Raw genomic sequence first — 15,994 nt, 5'->3', positions numbered from 1 at the left:
CTCTTCTTCCTTAGGCCTGGTCAACACTGCCGGGCTCGTCGCCCAGCGCCACGGGCACGCCGACCAGCGAGCCGTACTCGGTCCACGAACCGTCGTAGTTGCGCACGTCGCTGTGGCCGAGGATCTCCTGGAGCACGAACCAGGAGTGCGACGAGCGCTCGCCGATGCGGCAGTAGGCGATCGTCGGCTTGGCGTCGTCGAGGCCGGCCGCGGCGTAGAGCTCGCGCAGGTCGTCGTCCGACTTGAACGTGCCGTCCTCGTTGGCGGTCTTGCTCCACGGCACGGACACCGCCGTCGGGATGTGACCGGCGCGCTGGGCCTGCTCCTGCGGGAGGTGGGCCGGGGCGAGGAGGCGGCCGGCGAACTCGTCAGGCGAGCGCACGTCGACGAGGTTGTACGAGCCGATGGCCTTGATCACGTCGTCGCGGAAGGCGCGGATCGACAGATCCTGGTCGTGGGCGGCGACGTAGGTGGTAGCCGGGCGGCTGACCTCCTCCTTGTTCAGCGGGCGGGCGTCGAGCTCCCACTTCTTGCGGCCGCCGTCGAGCAGCTTCACGTCGCCGTGGCCGTAGAGCTTGAAGTACCAGTACGCGTAGGCGGCGAACCAGTTGTTGTTGCCGCCGTACAGGATGACGTTGTCGTCGTTGCCGATGCCCTTGCTGGACAGCAGCGCCTCGAACTGCGCCTTGTTGACGAAGTCCCGGCGCACGGTGTCCTGCAGCTCGGTCTTCCAGTTGATCTTGACGGCACCGGGGATGTGGCCGCCGTCGTAGGCGGTGGTGTCCTCGTCGACCTCGACGAACACGACGCCGGGCGTCTCGATGTTCTCCTCGGCCCAGTCGGCCGTGACCAGGGCGGATTCGCGACTCATGGGTGTTCTCTCTCCCAGGAACGATGTGGTGGGTTCGAGTCGCCACACGGGTAGGAAGCCGCGCGCGACCCGAGGGGACGGATCACGGTTTCGGTGATGAGTCTGTGAATGCCTGCGGACGGAAAGCTCGCCGGCCAGACCCACCGGTCTGGGGCGCCGCTGCCTCGAGCCGTATTCAGAGCACGCTGCAGGGCCGCACCATCAGGTGCGGCAACACAGGCAGGTGGCCACGCGGCACAGGTCGACCGCGCGCCGTCGGGTGAGCAGCATGCTCATGGTGTGGCAGCCTAGCATCGCCGAGCGTGCCCGCGCAGCGTCCGTTGGGTCACTGTCCGGTGAGCTTGACGTTCGCGGCGGACGCGCTGACCTGCAGTCCGGTGTCGGTGGTGTCAACGGAGTTCACCACCAGGTTGTACGGCAGGCCGGGCAGCTTCAAGTTGATCTGCAGCCGGTCCTGGTACTGCCTGATGAAGTTGTTGACCTGCGGCGGCAGGCTGCCCTGGTCGGTGCTGACCGACTCCAGCTTCAGGCGCACCTTCCCGGTCTCCACGACCATGCTGCCCTTGGCGACGATGTTGAACCCGACCCCCTGGATCGTGACCGGCACCCGCATCTCGATCTTGTTGTTGACCACCCGCAGGTCGACCTGCGACGGGTCGGCCGAGGGTGGCAGCCCCGCGACCTCCAGCAGCGGCCGCACGTCGTCCCAGCTCATCGACGCGCTGCCGACCACCTGGCTGGCCACGACGTCGCCCTTGCCGTTGAGCAGGTCCTGCGTGTCGGCCTTGACCGACCGCGCCTCGACCGTCAGCGTGTCGAGCTTGATGTTGTTCAGCTGCGGCTTGCTGAGCTTGATCGTGATCTTCTTGTATTCGCCCGCCGCCACCTGCGTCAGGAACGGAAACCCGGTGACGGACACCTGCGGGTCGCCCTCGTACTTGATGTCCTTGGCCGCGAGCTGGGTGCGCGTCTCCTGTGCGATGCGACTCTCGGCCGCGCTGGCCGCGATTCGATCGACGACCACGAACACGCCGATCAGAATGAGCGCCATGATGATCAGCACAATGCCGATCTTGGCCCCTCGTCGTCTCGCCGCCACGGCGCTCCCTCCGGTTTCGGTTCCAGCCGTCGTACCCAAGCACGAGGATTTCGTACCGCGCCAACTCTGACGGCCCGGCACCAACTATTGGCGCGAATCCACGACCCTACCGTTTCGCCGCATTCGCCCCGAGTGTGTCGGTGCCGGTGGAGGAGGCGTCAGAGGAGGAGCAGGCTGCTGGCGACGTATGCGGCCGGGGCGGCGAAGGCGATCGCGCCGATCGGGCCCTGGATGTGCCTCGCCAGCCACAGGGCCGGCTCGTCGCCGTCGATGATGCGGCTCGCCTCGGCATAGCCGACCGACAGGTCGACCATGACCGCGACGATCGCGGTGGCTAGGCCGGCCAGGGCGCTGGGCAGGGGACTGAGGCCGTCCAGGTAGTTGCCGATGGCGCCGGCCGCGGCCGTGCCGACCATCGTTCCCAGCACGACGCCGGCACCGCCGCGCGGGACCTGGGGTGCGATTCGTGGCAGGGCGGCGATCGCGTCGCTGAAGCGGGCGATGAACAGCGCTATGCCGGCCGCGGCCAGGCAGGCGACGATCGCCTGGGTGCCGTGCGGGATGCGCCCGAGCACCACCAGACTGGCGAAGGCCACGACGCCCAGCGTCACCACCAGCGAGGAGCCGAGCGACTCGGTGACCCGCTGGCGGCCCGCCGGGCGGGTGAGCTGGCCGACGACGCCGATGATGAAGCCGGCGGCGGTCACGTAGGCGAGCGGGGCCAGCGACGCCGGCCGGGTCAGCACGGCGGCGACGTCGGTGCCGATCGCCACCGCGATGCCGACGATGCCGACGACTCTCGGCGCGGGCGGCCGGCTCGCGATCGTCCAGACGCCGACGAAGAGGGCCTGGACGCCGAAGACCACCACGGCGTACGACTCGTGGCGGGTCTGCGCGCCGACGATGAGCGCGATCGTCACGAGCGCGGCGAAGCCCGCCACGCCGAGCGAGACGAGGCGGCGAACCGGGGGGAGCGGGGCGGGCTCCTGCGGGGTGTCGGCAAGGTCACCCGGTTGGGGGTCACCGGCGGGGTGATGTTCGGGGTGGTGCCCGTCGGTCCCCCGGCCGCCGTCGCGCGAGGCGCGGTCGCGGTGGTCGGCATCCCGTCCGGGCTGGTCATGGCGGTCTGCGTCCCGTCCGGGCTGGTCACGCCGGCCGCCGGCCCGCCCGGCCGGGTCGCGCCGGCCGGTGTCGCGTCCGGGCTGGTCTCGGCGGTCTGCGTCCCGCCCGGCCTCGTCCCGGCGGCGGCGACGGGAGGCCGGCTCAGCGGCCGGGGGCCAGGCGCCGAAGTCCTCGGCGGGCGACGGGGTTGCGGGCACGCAACGATCGTGCCAGACCGGCCGGTAACGAGCCCGGCGGGGATGACCTGGAGGCCCGCCCGCTCGTCATTGCTCCCGCGCGCGAATATCATGTCATCGGAAACGGCGGGGTGTGGCTCAATCAACTTCCTCGAACTACGGTTCGACCGGTCGCAAAACGTGAATCCTCCGATATTCTCGTGCCGGATACACCCACAAACCTCCCGTCAGAGCAGCCGGGACTGGAGCGAGCCGCAGCCCTGTCTGGGCGCCACAGCGCCCGAGTGATCAGGTGCGCCGCGGCCACGGAGGTGACTCGTGGAGATTCTGCTGCTGACCGCGGCTCCCGCGGGCCAGGTGGTGTTGCCGGGCCTTGACCTGCTGCCCCACACGGTGCGCACCGCACCTCGAGACGTCCGCACGCTGGTGAGCGGCCCCAGCCCCGACGCCGTCGTGGTCGACGCGCGCACCGAGCTGGCCGACGCCCGCGCCACCTGCCGCATGCTGCACGCCACCGGCCTCGGCGTTCCGCTGCTGGCCGTGGTCACCGAGGCCGGGCTGGTCGCCCTGCACGCCGACTGGGGCCTCGACGACGTCATCCTCGCCTCCGCCGGTCCCGCCGAGATCGAGGCCCGGCTGCGCCTGGGCGTGGGGCGGCTCAACTCCGCCGCGGCCGCGAGCGGCGGCATGATCAAGGCCGGCGAGCTCTCCATCGACCCCGACACCTACGCGGCAAAGCTCAAGGGCCGCCCGCTCGACCTCACCTACAAGGAGTTCGAGCTGCTGAAGTTCCTGGCTCAGCACCCCGGCCGGGTGTTCACCCGTGACCAGTTGCTGCGCGAGGTGTGGGGCTACGACTACTTCGGCGGCACCCGGACGGTCGACGTCCACGTGCGGCGGCTTCGGGCGAAGCTCGGGTCGGAGTACGAGTCGATGATCGGCACCGTGCGCCAGGTGGGCTACAAGTTCGTCGTCCCACCGGCCCGTCCGCTGCACGACTCCGAGCCGGTAAGGGTCTGAGGTCGTTCCGGAAGTTACCGGGCGCGGGCTACATTGATCGGGTGATCCCAGCGCCTGCCGTACACCGTGCCGAGCACCTCTCCCCGGACCAGGTCGAGCAGATCCTGGCGCTGACGCGGGCGGCGGGTGACACCGACGGCGCGCTTCCCCTGTCCGAGCACGTCGTGCTGCACCTTCGGCACGGGGGAGAGGCACCCGCGGTGCACCTGCTGGCATACGGCGATGGGCCGGGTCAGATCGTCGGATACGCCTACGTCGACCCGGCCGACGCCGTCGAGGGCGCCTCGGCGGAGCTGGTGGTGCACCCGCTGCACCGCCGCCGCGGGCTGGGGCGCGCCCTGGTCACCGCGGCCATGGCCGTCGCCGACGAGCGCAACGACGGCCGGCTGCGGCTGTGGGCGCACGGCGACCACCCGTCGGCCTCGGCGCTGGCCATCCGGCTCGGCTTCGACCGCGTCCGGGTGCTGCTGCAGCTGCGCCGCTCGCTGCTCCCGCCGCTGGACGAGGTCGCGCTGCCCGCCGGGGCGCACCTGCGCGCGTTCCGGCCCGGTGCGGACGACGAGGCCTGGCTGGCGCTCAACGCCGCGGCCTTCGCCGAGCATCCGGAGCAGGGCAAGTGGACGCTGGACGATCTGCGCATGCGGATGGGCGAGCCGTGGTTCGAGGCCGCCGGGTTCCTGCTCGCCGAGGCGGACGACGGCCGGCTGCTCGGCTTCCACTGGACCAAGGTGCACGGGGAGGAGGCCCCGCACCCGGGCGAGGGCGAGGAGGCGCATGTCCCTGAGCCGATCGGCGAGGTGTACGTTCTCGGGGTCGCCCCGGACGCGAACGGCGGCGGCCTCGGCCGGGCGCTGACCCTCGCCGGGCTGCGGCACCTGCGTGACCGGGGGCTTGCGCAGGTCATGCTGTATGTCGACGAGAGCAACACCCGGGCTCTGGCGCTGTATCAGCGCCTCGGGTTCGTCCGCTGGTCCAACGACGTCTCGTTCCAGCGCACGCTGTAGGGGACTGATCACGAACGGTGGGCGTGATCATGCCGCAAAACGGGCATCATGCCTCACCTTGGGCGGTTCACCCAATGGCCAACTCTCCTCCGATCAGCCGTCATTTGCAGCCCAGAACCTGTTCACCCTGCGTTCACCCACCTCCAGAGGCGTGGTTACCTGCCGCTTTTAGCGTCCCTGTCAGTCGACGACCTGCGTCGGCCTTCCGCCACCTCCCCAGGCAACGGAAGTCGGTATATCCCCGACGAAGGGACCGCAGTGAACCTCAAGCGGCACGGCCTCATCGCCGGCATCGCGCTCACCGCGACGCTCGCGCTCGCCGCGTGCGGCTCGGACAACAACGAACCCTCGACCCCGGCGTCGGACGCCGCGAGCGGCACGAGCGCCGCCGGCCTGACGTGCGTGGGTGGCTCGCTTACCGCTCAGGGCTCGTCCGCGCAGAAGAACGCGATGGACGAGTGGATCAAGTCGTACCAGCAGCAGTGTTCGAGCGCCAAGATTGACTACCAGGGCACCGGCTCCGGCGCCGGCATCACCGCCTTCTCCGGCGGCACCGCCGACTTCGCCGGCTCCGACTCGGCGCTGAAGGACGGCGAGGAGAGCACCAAGGCGGCCGGCCGCTGCGGTGGCGCCCCGGCGCTCAACCTGCCGATGGTGACCGGCCCGATCGCGGTCGCGTACAACGTCGAGGGCGTCAAGGACCTGCAGCTCAAGCCGGACACCCTGGCGAAGATCTTCAGCGGCGCCATCAAGACCTGGAACGACGACGCCATCAAGGCGGACAACCCGAGCGCGACGCTCCCGTCGGCCCCGATCCTCGCCGTGCACCGCTCGGACTCCTCCGGCACCACGGACAACTTCACCGGTTACCTGACCGCGGCCGCCCCCAGCGCGTGGACCGCCGGCAAGGACAAGGTGTGGAAGGCCCAGGGCGGCCAGGCCGAGAAGGGCTCCGACGGCATCGCCGGAGCCGTGAAGAAGTCCGCGAACTCGATCGGCTACGTCGAGTGGTCGTTCGCCAAGGCCAACAGCCTCAGCACGGCCAAGATCTTCAACGGCGCCGGTGAGTACACCGCGCTGACCGCCGAGGCGGCCGGCAAGACCGTCGCGGGCGCCAAGGTCACCGGCACCGGCGACGACCTGAAGCTTTCGATCGACTACGCCACCAAGGAGGCCGGGGCCTACCCGATCGTCCTGGTGACCTACGAGATCGTCTGCAGCAAGGGCACCGCCGCCGACAAGCTCCCGCTGCTGAAGGGCTTCCTCGGCTACACGGTCAGCACCGCCGGCCAGGCCTCGCTGGAGAAGCTGGGCTACGCCCCGCTGCCGGAGACGGTCCGTGCCAAGGTGGAGTCCTCGATCAAGAACCTGGCCTGACGGGAAGACTCGTTGAGCCAGCAGACTCTGCCCGCCACCTCCGCCGGTTCGCCCGGCGGAGGTGGCGGTCTTCCGCCGCGCAAGCGGTTCAGCGGTGACATGTTCTTCCGCGGAACCGCGACGGCCGCCGGCTCGATGGTGCTCGTCATCATCGCGGCGATCGCCGTCTTCCTGGTCGTCAAGGCCATCCCCGCCATCAACAAGGACACGGTCAACTTCTTCACGTACAAGGAGTGGTTCACCGACGGTGACGAGCCGAAGTTCGGCATCGCCGCCACGGTGTTCGGCACGATCCTGACGGCGGCACTGGCGCTGCTGCTCTCGGTGCCGGTGGCACTGGGCATCGCGCTGTGCCTGTCGCACTACGCGCACCGGCGGGTGGCCACCACGCTCGGCTTCATCATCGACCTGCTCGCCGCCGTGCCCAGCGTCGTGTTCGGCCTCTGGGGCCGCGACTACTTCTACGAGCCGATCACGGATCTGTCGAAGTGGCTGCACGACGTGTTCGGCTGGCTGCCGATCTTCGGCAGCGACGGGCCGTATGGCAAGTCGGTACTGCTCGGCTCGGTCGTCCTGGCGATCATGATCCTGCCGATCGTCACGTCCCTGTCCCGTGAGGTCTTCCTGCAGACCCCGCCGGAGAATCAGGAGGCCGCGCTCGCGCTGGGCTCCACCAAGTGGGAGATGATCCGCACTTCCGTCCTGCCGTATGGGCGCGCCGGCATCATCGCCTCCGTCATGCTCGGCCTCGGCCGGGCCCTCGGCGAGACCATCGCCCTCGCCCTCACGCTGGGCAGCGTCTTCGCCATCAACTGGGACTTCCTCGGCCCCGGCGGCATCACGATCGCCTCGAACATCGCCAACCGGTTCGGTGAGGCCAACGACGTCGGCCGCGGCGCGCTCATCGCGTCCGGTCTGGTGCTGTTCGTGATCACCCTGATCGTCAACATGGGCGCACGCGCGATCGTCTACCGGCGCCGCGAGTTCGTCGGAGGCGCTGCGTAATGGCCGTCGAAACCCCCGTCCGGCTGGGCGTAACCGACGCGCGCCAGCTGCGGGCCAAGTCGCTGCCGACGTGGGCGCCCTGGGCGGCCGTCGTGGCGGCGGTGGCCGTGTCGTCGGTACTGATCAAGCTGACCGGCGCCGGCGGCTGGGTGCTGACCGGCGTCGTCGCCGCGATCCTCTTCGTGGCCTTCATGGGCATCGCGGCGAGCGTCGTGGAGGGCACCCGCTCGGCGCGCAACCGCATGGCGAGCGTGCTGATCTACGGCGCGTTCATCCTGGCACTGCTCCCGCTGCTCTCGGTCGTCTGGACGCTGCTGAGCAAGGGCAGCAAGCGCCTGGACGTGAACTTCTTCCAGACGTCGATGAACAACATCGGCGCCTTCGACGAGAAGGGTGGCGCCTACCACGCCATCATCGGCACCCTCGAGCAGGCGGGCATCGCCACGCTCATCACGGTGCCGCTGGGCGTCCTCGGCGCGATCTACATCGTGGAGTACGGCCGCGGCTTCCTGGCCAACGCGATCCGCTTCTTCGTCGACGTCATGACCGGCATCCCGTCGATCGTCGCCGGCCTCTTCGTCCTGTCGTTCTGGGTGTTCACAGTCACCCCGCTGTGGAACAACGGCAAGGCGGCCTATTCCGGCTTCGCCGCGGCGCTGTCGCTCAGCGTGCTCATGCTGCCGACCGTGGTGCGCTCCACCGAGGAGATGCTGCGGCTGGTGCCCGGGGCACTGCGCGAGGGTTCGTATGCCCTCGGCGTGCCGAAGTGGAAGACGATCACGAGGATCGTGCTCCCGACCGCGCTGCCAGGCATCGTCACCGGTGTCATGCTCGCGGTGGCGCGTGCGGCGGGGGAGACCGCGCCGGTCCTGCTCGTCGCCGGCGGGCTCAGCTCCATCAACTTCAACGTCTTCAGCGGCAACCAGTCCTCGCTGTCCCTGTTCATCTTCGAGCAGGCCGGCGTCGCCTCCGAGTTCGCTCCTGGGCGTGCCTGGACGGCGGCCCTCACCCTGGTCGTGCTCGTCCTGGTACTCACCGTCGCGGCGAAACTGCTGGCCCGCCGCAACAAGCTCGCCCGATAATCAATGGAGCGCCCCATGGCAAAACGGATCGAAGCCCACGGCGTCACCTCGTACTACGGATCGTTCAAGGCGATCGACTCCGTGTCGATGACGATCGAGCCCAAGTCGGTCACCGCCCTGATCGGGCCTTCGGGCTGCGGTAAGTCCACCTTCCTGCGGTCCATCAACCGGATGCACGAGGTCCTGCCGAACGCGCGGATCGAGGGTCAGCTCCTCATCGACGGGCAGAACATCTACGACCGTGACGTCGACGTCACGGCCGTGCGCCGGATGATCGGCATGGTGTTCCAGCGGCCCAACCCCTTCCCGACGATGTCGATCTTCGAGAACGTCGTCGCCGGCCTGCGCCTCAACGGCGTGCGCAAGAAGTCGGTGCTGGAGGAGGTCGCGGAGAAGGCGCTGCGCAGCGCCAATCTCTGGAACGAGGTCAAGGACCGGCTGGGCCGCCCCGGCGCGGGCCTGTCCGGCGGTCAGCAGCAGCGGCTGTGCATCGCCCGGACGATCGCGGTCGAGCCGCAGGTCGTGCTCATGGACGAGCCCTGCTCGGCGCTCGACCCGATCTCGACCCTGGCGATCGAGGACCTGATCACCGAGCTGAAGAACCAGTTCACGATCGTGATCGTCACCCACAACATGCAGCAGGCGGCTCGGGTGTCGGACCGCACCGGGTTCTTCTCGATCGACAAGACCGGGGAGCCGGGCCGGCTCATCGAGTACGACGACACCGCGAAGATCTTCACCAACCCGTCGGTGAAGAAGACCGAGGACTACATCACGGGCCGCTTCGGCTGACCGGCGATGGGGCGGATGGCGTCGGCCGGGTCACGGGTCGGCGCCGCCGCCAGGACGCCGTCGATGCCGCCGGCCTTCGCGAGATCCCGCAGCGTGGACAGCGTCGGCGTCATCATCGCGTAGCGGCCGTCGGCGGCCTCGGCCGGCGGGCACCACACGGTGTCGTCGGCCTCGCCGCTCACGTCCCGGGGCACCTGGCCCCTGGGCAGCAGGGCGAGGAAGAAGTACGTGTCGAAGCGTCGCGGCTCGAACTCCGGCGTGATCCAGCGCGACCACGGCACCAGCAGGTCGCTGCGCAGCACCAGCCCGCGGCCGCCGAGGAACTCGGCGAAGCCCAGTTCCCGAGCGATCAGCGCCAGTCGCGCCTCCTCCCAGTCCGGGCCGCTGACGTCGCCGACCACGGTGCTCGCGTCGGGGCCGGCCAGCAGCACACCGGACTCCTCGAACACCTCGCGCACGGCCGCGCACACCACCGAGCGCGCGACCGGCTCGTCGAGGCGCAGCCGCGCCGCCCACCGCGCCGGCGACGGCCCGGCCCAGCCCGGTTGAAACGCCGCGTCGCGCGGGTCGACGCTGCCGCCGGGGAAGGCATACATCGACGCGGCGAACGCCATCGTCGACGCCCGGCGGATCAGGTATGCCTCGAACGGCTCCCGCAGCAGCACCACGGTGCTGGCCAGGCGCGGCTCGACGGGCACGCCGCCCTGCTCGGCGAAGCGCAGGGCGTGCTGCGCCATCTCGGGCGGCAGCTGAAACTCGACCATGAGCCCACGTTACGGGGTGGCCTCATGGCCGGGGCGGCCGTGGGTGCGGCGGCGCTCCTTCATCTGCGCCTCGTACAGGTGCCGCCGCCCGCCGGCGAGCCGCTCGCGCGCGGTTCGGTCGAGCTCCCGAAACAGCGCGTAGTACCCGTCGTCGAACTCCTCGACCAGCTGGAACGTCCAGCGGCCGTCGACCACGTTGCGGCCGATCAGCTCCGACTCGACGCGCTCGGCGAGGTCGGGATGGCCGGCCTCGCGCAGCAGCGACACGGCGTCGTCGAGCATCAGGTCGGCGTGGCCGATGAGCTGGTGCAGGTCGTAGAGGCGGCCGCGGGCACGCTCGACGGTCTCCAGCGCCTCGCTGAGCTTGCCGAGCGCCTCAACCGTCTTGTCCGACACGCCGGCGGGGCGCCGGTGGGCCTCGCCCGGGCCGTCGTTCGCAAACGTTGTCATCTGCCTAAGCTACGGCCATGAGTGATCGTGTCCGCTGGGGCATCCTGTCGACCGGCTCCATCGCCGCCACGTTCGCCGAGGATCTCCGGCTGCTGCCGGACGCGCAGCTGGCGGCGGTCGGATCCCGCAGCGGCGAATCGGCGGAGAGGTTCGCGGCGGCACACGGCGCCGCCCGGGCCCACGGCTCGTGGCGGGCCCTGGTCGAGGACCCGGACGTCGACGCGATCTACATCGCCACCCCGCACAGCGCGCACTACGAGGCCGCCATGCTCGCGCTGCGGGCCGGCAAGGCGACACTGTGCGAGAAGCCGTTCACGCTCGCCGTGAGCGAGGCCGAGGAGATGGCCGAGACGGCGCGGGCCGGCGGGGTGTTCCTCATGGAGGCCATGTGGATGCGCTGCATCCCGGCGATCCGCCGCATGGTCGAGCTGGTCCGCGACGGCGCGATCGGCGAGCCGGTGTCGGTGCACGCCGACTTCGGCATCCAGGGCCCGTTCCCGGAGACCTCGCGGCTGCGCGACCGGCGGCTCGGCGGTGGCGCGCTCTACGACGTGGGTATCTACCCGGTCACGTTCGCGCACCTGTTCCTCGGCGCGCCGAGCACGGTCCAGGCGTGGGCCCGGATGAGCGACGGCGGCGTGGACGAGAACACCGGCATGCTGTTCGGCTACGACGGCGGCGCGGTCGCGGCGCTCACCTGCTCGCTGCTCGGCGACAGCGCCCGCCGCGGCACGATCACCGGCACGCTCGGGCGCATCGAGGTGCGGCGGGACTTCTTCCACCCGCACGGGTTCACGCTCTGGCGGGGCGAGGAGGCCGAGGAGTTCGACCTGGCGTACGAGGGGCGCGGCTACCAGTTCGAGGCCGAGGAGGTGCACCGGTGCCTGCGCGAGGGCCTGATCGAGAGCCCGTTGGTGCCGCTGTCCGAGACGCTCGACATTCTGCGGCTTCTTGATGATATTTCCGGAATTATCGGACTTGACTATTCGAGCTGAGGACTGAACGGGGCGGACCGGGCGTCCCGGCGCCGTTACTGTGCGCCGTATGGCTCAGGAACTCCGGGTCGACCCCGACGCGCTGATCAGGCTGGCCGATGCCTGCCTCACGGCCGCCGACGAGGCCGGTTCGCACTACCGCACCGGCTTGCACGACCTGTCTCTGCCCGCGGACGCCTTCGGCAACACCCCGGCCTCGGCCGGCCCCGCGAGGGTCGCCGGGGAGCTGGAGACCGAGGCGCAGGACGCCGTGTATGCGCACGTGCAGATCCTGGAGAGCGACGCCGACCGGCTGCTGCAGGCGGCCTTCGCCTACCGCGAGGCCGACCGGCGGGCGAGCCAGCGCATGGGCGGTTCGCTCCGGGCGCCGGTGTGACGGCGGGGAGGGGAGGCGGCCCACCCGTGGAGACGGTCCTAGCCGGCCTCACGGTCGGCCCGCTCGTGGTCGACGACGTGTGGGACCTGGCCGCGCGGCCCGAGGCGCTGGCCCGGGCGGCGCTGGCGTGGCGGGCGGTCGGCGCCGACGCGCGGGCGGCCCGCGACACGCTGGACCGGGCGGCGGCGCCGGTCGTCGGCGGCGAGTGGGAGGGCGCGACGGCCGACGACTACCGAGGGCACTACAACCGGTTCGCCGACAGTCTGGAGCGGCTAGAGCGGGCCGCGGACGACACCGCGGTGGCGCTCGACGGCGCGGCGGCCCTGCTGCGCGGCGGGCAGGACCAGCTCGACCACGCCTGGGAGCGGGTGGCCGGCGCCGTCGCGCACCGGCGCGGCGGCGGTGCGGTGACGTTCCGCCCGGTGGACGCGGCCCAGGCCGGCGCCGTCCGGGCGGCGGTCGCCGAGGCGGCCGCGGTGCGCGGCGACGTCGAGCGGGGTCTCGCGGACCGGGAGGCGGCGCTCGGCCGGGCGCGCGCCGACTGGGTGCTGCTGGCCGCCAACTGGATCCCGGTCATGACCGGGCTGCTCGCCGGGTGGGTCCCGCCCGCGCCGGCCGGCGGCGTCGACGCGCGGCTCGTCGGCGGGCTGTTCGTGGTCCAGACCGGCGCGGGCGCCGACGACGTGGTGGTGGCCGGGGGATACGTGATCGTCGGCGGGCAGCGCCTGGCGATTCCGCCCGGTGCCCGGCTCGTGCTGCGCACCGGCGACGGCGACGACACCGTGCGGGTCGACGGCGACGAGGGCGTGACAGTCCTCGCCGGCGCCGGCAACGACGTGCTCTCCGGCGGGGCCGGTGACGATGTGCTGATCGCCGGCGCGGGTGCCGACGTGGTCCGCGCCGGGGCCGGCAACGACCGGGTCAGCCTCGGGCCGCTGGCGCTCGCGGGGCAACGCCTCGACGCCAGGGAGCGGGCCGACCTGGGCGAGGGCGACGACCGGCTCTGGGGCAGCCTTGGCGACGAGGCCGACGAGGGCGGCTCGGGCGACGACCTGCTGTTCGGTGGCGACGGCCGCGACTACCTCGACGGTGGCGCCGGCGACGACCTGCTCGACGGCGGCCGCGGCGACGACACGCTCTACGGCCTCGGCGGCTCCGACACCCTGCACGGCGGCGAGGGCGCGGATTACCTGGAGGGCGGCGAGGGCACCGACCGCCTCGACGGCGGCGAGGGCGCCGATGTGCTCTCGGGTGGCCAGGGCGACGACGTCATGACCGGTGGGGCGGGCGACGACGTGCTGTATTCCGGCGAGGGCCGCGACACGATCGACGGCGGCGCCGGCGCGGACACGCTGTATGGCCAGCCGCAGGACGCGGCCGTCGGCGTCGAGCGGATGACCGCGGCGGAGGCCGGTGGCGACCTGACCGGCTTCGTCGCGATCGGGGGCGACGCGGCCTACCAGGAGCGGGTGCGCGCCGACCTCGAGCTGCTGGCCGCCTCGCCGGACGGCCGGGCGATGCTCGCCGACCTGCGCGACAGCGGCGTCCCGCTGCGGATCTCGCCGACCGCCGAGGCCAACGGCCACGCGCAGTCGGCGCACGGCATGGTCCGCATCGAGTACAACCCGTCGTACGACAGCCTGCTGAACGGCACGCCACCCGTGGTGGTGCTCTACCACGAGATGGCGCACGCCTACGACTACGACTACGAGACGTTCAACCGCGAGCCCTACAACGGGGCGAACGGGACCGATCGAAGCGGCGGCTCGCCCGTGCCCAACTACGAGCGCCAGGCCGCAGGGCTGCCGATCGACGACGACGGCGACCCGGACACGCCCAACCGCATCGACCCGCTCCACCCGCTGGAGCTCACGGAGAACGGGCTGCGGGCCGAGATGGGGCTGGCGCACCGGGACCGGTACGGCCACGGGTAGGAGCTCAGGAGAACAGCGGGCGGGCCGGCAGGTAGATCAGCATCGCGATCAGGGCGGCGGCCGGGAAGGTCAGCACCCACGCGATGAGGATGTTGCCGGCCACCTGCCACCGCACCGCGGAGAGCCGCTTCGTCGCGCCGACGCCCATGATGGCCGAGGTGATGCTGTGCGTGGTCGAGATCGGCAGGCCCAGCTGCGAGGTGGTGAACAGCACGCCCGCGGCGACCGTCTCGGCGGCGAAGCCCTGCGGCGGGTCGAGGTCGATCACCTTGCGGCCCAGGGTGCGGATGATGCGCCAGCCGCCGGAGTACGTGCCCAGGGCCAGCACCGTGGAGCAGGCCAGGAACACCCACTCGGGGATGTCGGTCTTGGTGCTCTGGTAGCCGCCGACGAACAGCGCCAGCACGATGATGCCCATCGTCTTCGCGGCGTCCTGCATGCCGTGCCCGACCGCCATCGCCGCGGCGGAGACGGTCTGCGCCCGGCGGAAGCCGCGGGAGAGCCGCCGCGGGTTGCCGCGCCGGAACGTCCACATGACGGCCAGCATGAGCAGTCCGCCCAGGACGAAACCGATCAGCGGCGAGGCGACCATCGGCACGATGACCTTCTCCACGATGCCGGTCCACAGCACCTTGGCGTCCACGCCGAACCAGGCGGCGCACAGCGACGCGCCGACGAGGCCGCCGAAGAGCGCGTGCGAGGAGGACGAGGGCAGCCCGAAGTACCACGTGATGAGGTTCCAGGCGATGCCGCCGGCGACGCCCGCGAAGACGATGCCGAGCCCGCTCATGCCGGTCGGCGGGTCGATGATCCCACCGCCGACCGTCTTGGCGACGTGGCCGCCGAGGTGGGCGCCGATGAAGTTGCCGATCGCCGCCATGAGCAGCCCGGCCCGGGGGCTGAGCGCGCGGGTGGAGACCGAGGTGGCGATGGCGTTCGCGGCGTCGTGGAAGCCGTTGGTGTAGTCGAAGATCAGCGCCACGATGATGACGGCGACGACCGCGACGAACTCTGCGCTGATGACTACGACTCCTTGACCACGATGGTCTCGACCGTGTTCGCCACGTGTTCGAACGCGTCGCAGGCCGCCTCGAGCTCGTCGACGACCTCCTTCATCTTCAGGACGGTCAGCGCGTCGTACTCCCCGGAGAACAGCCGCACGAGCGCCATCCGGTAGGCGCTGTCGCCCTCGTTCTCGAGGCGGTTGCACTCCACCCAGTACTGCTCGAGGTCCTTCATCGACCTGAGCCGGGGCATCGCTTCGGCGGTGAGCCGGGACTGCTGGTCGAGCACCTTGACGATCTCGTGGATCTCGCGGGGCAGCGCCGGCAGTTTCGTGAGGCCGTACAGGTAGAGCAGGCTGCCGACCGCCTCCAGGTGGTCCATCACGTCGTCCAGCAGCGAGCCGAGGCGGTAGATGTCCTCGCGGTCGAAGGGCGTGATGAAGCTGGAGTTGATCTTCTTGTAGAGCTCGTGCGTGATCGCGTCGCTGTCGTGCTCGACCTCGACCAGCCGCTCGCTCACCGACTGCACGTCGACGCCCGGCACGGCCAGCTCCGACAGCAGGTCGGTGCCCTTGACGAGGTTCTGCGCCGCGCGGCTGAAGAGCTCGTAGAACGAATCGTCGCTAGGACGCAGCCTGAAGCGCACAGTGGACCTCGAAACGTCATGAAGGGGTGCGGGGGGACTCTAGACCGAGAATGCTAAGACCCTGCACATCGCTTTGCCGCACCGCGGTCCGGTGCCAACCTGCGATTCATTCTGTGTTCACTTGTGGTTCATGTAATGCCGGGAGCCCTTTTCGGTGCATACCGGTTGCATACCGGACCGGTGCCGCGCGGTGCTTGTAGGTGCGCCGGACCGGCGGCGCAGAAACCTGGCGGGCGCCCCCGATGGCGACTGCCGATCACGTCGACCTCCGCGGCGC

Annotated in this window: 17 protein-coding genes; 9 read left to right on the top strand and 8 right to left on the bottom strand. The window is 70.7% G+C overall.

Translation table 11 applies throughout. The annotated features are described in order from the left end of the window. Positions 1–10: 10 nt before the first annotated feature. From AB0367_RS13720 to AB0367_RS13705, 4 genes are all read right to left on the bottom strand, one after another. The gene (locus tag AB0367_RS13720) at positions 11–871 is read right to left on the bottom strand and encodes a sulfurtransferase (RefSeq protein ID WP_366226594.1); all 861 of its coding nucleotides are present in this window, start codon (positions 869–871) and stop codon (positions 11–13) included. A gap of 201 nt (positions 872–1,072) precedes the next feature. Next, positions 1,073–1,147, bottom strand: coding sequence for an Ms5788A family Cys-rich leader peptide (locus tag AB0367_RS13715; RefSeq protein ID WP_350544643.1), 75 nt, complete (start codon positions 1,145–1,147; stop codon positions 1,073–1,075). Between the two features lie 49 nt (positions 1,148–1,196). Then, on the bottom strand, positions 1,197–1,922 hold the full coding sequence (locus AB0367_RS13710) for a DUF2993 domain-containing protein (protein ID WP_366226593.1): 726 nt from the start codon (positions 1,920–1,922) through the stop codon (positions 1,197–1,199). 206 nt (positions 1,923–2,128) lie between these two features. Next, positions 2,129–3,289: a hypothetical protein gene (locus AB0367_RS13705; RefSeq protein ID WP_366226592.1), complete on the bottom strand. Its 1,161-nt coding sequence runs from the start codon at positions 3,287–3,289 to the stop codon at positions 2,129–2,131. A 297-nt stretch (positions 3,290–3,586) separates the two neighbouring features. Here AB0367_RS13705 and AB0367_RS13700 point away from each other — a divergent pair, with 297 nt between their 5' ends. From AB0367_RS13700 to pstB, 6 genes are all read left to right on the top strand, one after another. Then, the gene (locus AB0367_RS13700) at positions 3,587–4,288 is read left to right on the top strand and encodes a response regulator transcription factor (protein WP_350544276.1); all 702 of its coding nucleotides are present in this window, start codon (positions 3,587–3,589) and stop codon (positions 4,286–4,288) included. 44 nt (positions 4,289–4,332) lie between these two features. Further along, complete coding sequence (gene mshD, locus AB0367_RS13695) at positions 4,333–5,292, top strand: mycothiol synthase (RefSeq protein ID WP_366226804.1); 960 nt, start codon at positions 4,333–4,335, stop codon at positions 5,290–5,292. A 258-nt stretch (positions 5,293–5,550) separates the two neighbouring features. Then, the gene (gene pstS / locus AB0367_RS13690) at positions 5,551–6,669 is read left to right on the top strand and encodes a phosphate ABC transporter substrate-binding protein PstS (protein ID WP_366226591.1); all 1,119 of its coding nucleotides are present in this window, start codon (positions 5,551–5,553) and stop codon (positions 6,667–6,669) included. Between the two features lie 99 nt (positions 6,670–6,768). Beyond that, complete coding sequence (pstC, locus tag AB0367_RS13685) at positions 6,769–7,674, top strand: phosphate ABC transporter permease subunit PstC (RefSeq protein WP_366226803.1); 906 nt, start codon at positions 6,769–6,771, stop codon at positions 7,672–7,674. After that, positions 7,674–8,756 (top strand): phosphate ABC transporter permease PstA, encoded by a 1,083-nt coding sequence (gene pstA, locus AB0367_RS13680; protein ID WP_366226590.1) that lies wholly within the window; start codon positions 7,674–7,676, stop codon positions 8,754–8,756. The genes pstC and pstA overlap by 1 nt, the downstream gene beginning before the upstream one ends. 15 nt (positions 8,757–8,771) lie before the next feature. After that, positions 8,772–9,548, top strand: a complete 777-nt coding sequence (pstB, locus tag AB0367_RS13675) for a phosphate ABC transporter ATP-binding protein PstB (RefSeq protein WP_350612292.1) — start codon at positions 8,772–8,774, stop codon at positions 9,546–9,548. On the opposite strand, the gene AB0367_RS13670 is transcribed toward pstB, so the two are convergent. Beyond that, positions 9,524–10,312, bottom strand: coding sequence for an NUDIX hydrolase (locus AB0367_RS13670; protein WP_366226589.1), 789 nt, complete (start codon positions 10,310–10,312; stop codon positions 9,524–9,526). The two genes, pstB and AB0367_RS13670, sit on opposite strands and share 25 nt — an antisense overlap. A gap of 9 nt (positions 10,313–10,321) precedes the next feature. Further along, positions 10,322–10,762, bottom strand: coding sequence for a hypothetical protein (locus AB0367_RS13665; protein ID WP_366226588.1), 441 nt, complete (start codon positions 10,760–10,762; stop codon positions 10,322–10,324). 17 nt (positions 10,763–10,779) lie between these two features. Between AB0367_RS13665 and AB0367_RS13660 the strand changes: the two genes are divergently transcribed. From AB0367_RS13660 to AB0367_RS13650, 3 genes are read left to right on the top strand one after another with little or no spacing between them, the layout of a single operon-like run. Continuing rightward, a complete protein-coding gene (locus AB0367_RS13660) occupies positions 10,780–11,757 on the top strand; it encodes a Gfo/Idh/MocA family oxidoreductase (protein ID WP_366226587.1) in 978 nt (325 codons plus the stop codon). Between the two features lie 49 nt (positions 11,758–11,806). Further along, positions 11,807–12,133 (top strand): hypothetical protein, encoded by a 327-nt coding sequence (locus tag AB0367_RS13655; RefSeq protein ID WP_366226586.1) that lies wholly within the window; start codon positions 11,807–11,809, stop codon positions 12,131–12,133. A gap of 26 nt (positions 12,134–12,159) precedes the next feature. Next, the gene (locus AB0367_RS13650) at positions 12,160–14,067 is read left to right on the top strand and encodes a M91 family zinc metallopeptidase (protein ID WP_366226585.1); all 1,908 of its coding nucleotides are present in this window, start codon (positions 12,160–12,162) and stop codon (positions 14,065–14,067) included. A gap of 4 nt (positions 14,068–14,071) precedes the next feature. On the opposite strand, the gene AB0367_RS13645 is transcribed toward AB0367_RS13650, so the two are convergent. Together AB0367_RS13645 and AB0367_RS13640 are read right to left on the bottom strand one after the other, a co-directional pair. Continuing rightward, positions 14,072–15,088 carry an inorganic phosphate transporter gene (locus AB0367_RS13645; protein WP_366226801.1) on the bottom strand — a complete coding sequence of 339 codons (1,017 nt, stop codon included), beginning with the start codon at positions 15,086–15,088 and terminating at the stop codon, positions 14,072–14,074. A 2-nt stretch (positions 15,089–15,090) separates the two neighbouring features. Then, positions 15,091–15,717 carry a DUF47 family protein gene (locus tag AB0367_RS13640; protein ID WP_366226584.1) on the bottom strand — a complete coding sequence of 209 codons (627 nt, stop codon included), beginning with the start codon at positions 15,715–15,717 and terminating at the stop codon, positions 15,091–15,093. Between the last annotated feature and the right edge of the window lie 277 nt (positions 15,718–15,994).

Origin of the sequence: Dactylosporangium sp. NPDC051484, assembly GCF_040689395.1 — a bacterium.
In the GTDB taxonomy this organism is placed as follows: Bacteria; Actinomycetota; Actinomycetes; order Mycobacteriales; family Micromonosporaceae; genus Dactylosporangium.
Note: the sequence above shows the minus strand (reverse complement) of the source record. Positions and strands in the feature narration are given on the sequence as shown.

What these genes read in the sequence shown, in the direction of transcription:
- AB0367_RS13720 (WP_366226594.1), bottom strand. Translation starts at nt 871, where the DNA reads ATGAGTCGCGAATCCGCCCTGGTCACGGCCGACTGGGCCGAGGAGAAC.
- AB0367_RS13710 (WP_366226593.1), bottom strand. Translation starts at nt 1,922, where the DNA reads ATGGCGCTCATTCTGATCGGCGTGTTCGTGGTCGTCGATCGAATCGCG.
- pstC (WP_366226803.1), top strand. Translation starts at nt 6,769, where the DNA reads ATGTTCTTCCGCGGAACCGCGACGGCCGCCGGCTCGATGGTGCTCGTC.
- pstA (WP_366226590.1), top strand. Translation starts at nt 7,674, where the DNA reads ATGGCCGTCGAAACCCCCGTCCGGCTGGGCGTAACCGACGCGCGCCAG.
- pstB (WP_350612292.1), top strand. Translation starts at nt 8,772, where the DNA reads ATGGCAAAACGGATCGAAGCCCACGGCGTCACCTCGTACTACGGATCG.
- AB0367_RS13670 (WP_366226589.1), bottom strand. Translation starts at nt 10,312, where the DNA reads ATGGTCGAGTTTCAGCTGCCGCCCGAGATGGCGCAGCACGCCCTGCGC.
- AB0367_RS13665 (WP_366226588.1), bottom strand. Translation starts at nt 10,762, where the DNA reads ATGACAACGTTTGCGAACGACGGCCCGGGCGAGGCCCACCGGCGCCCC.
- AB0367_RS13660 (WP_366226587.1), top strand. Translation starts at nt 10,780, where the DNA reads ATGAGTGATCGTGTCCGCTGGGGCATCCTGTCGACCGGCTCCATCGCC.
- AB0367_RS13655 (WP_366226586.1), top strand. Translation starts at nt 11,807, where the DNA reads ATGGCTCAGGAACTCCGGGTCGACCCCGACGCGCTGATCAGGCTGGCC.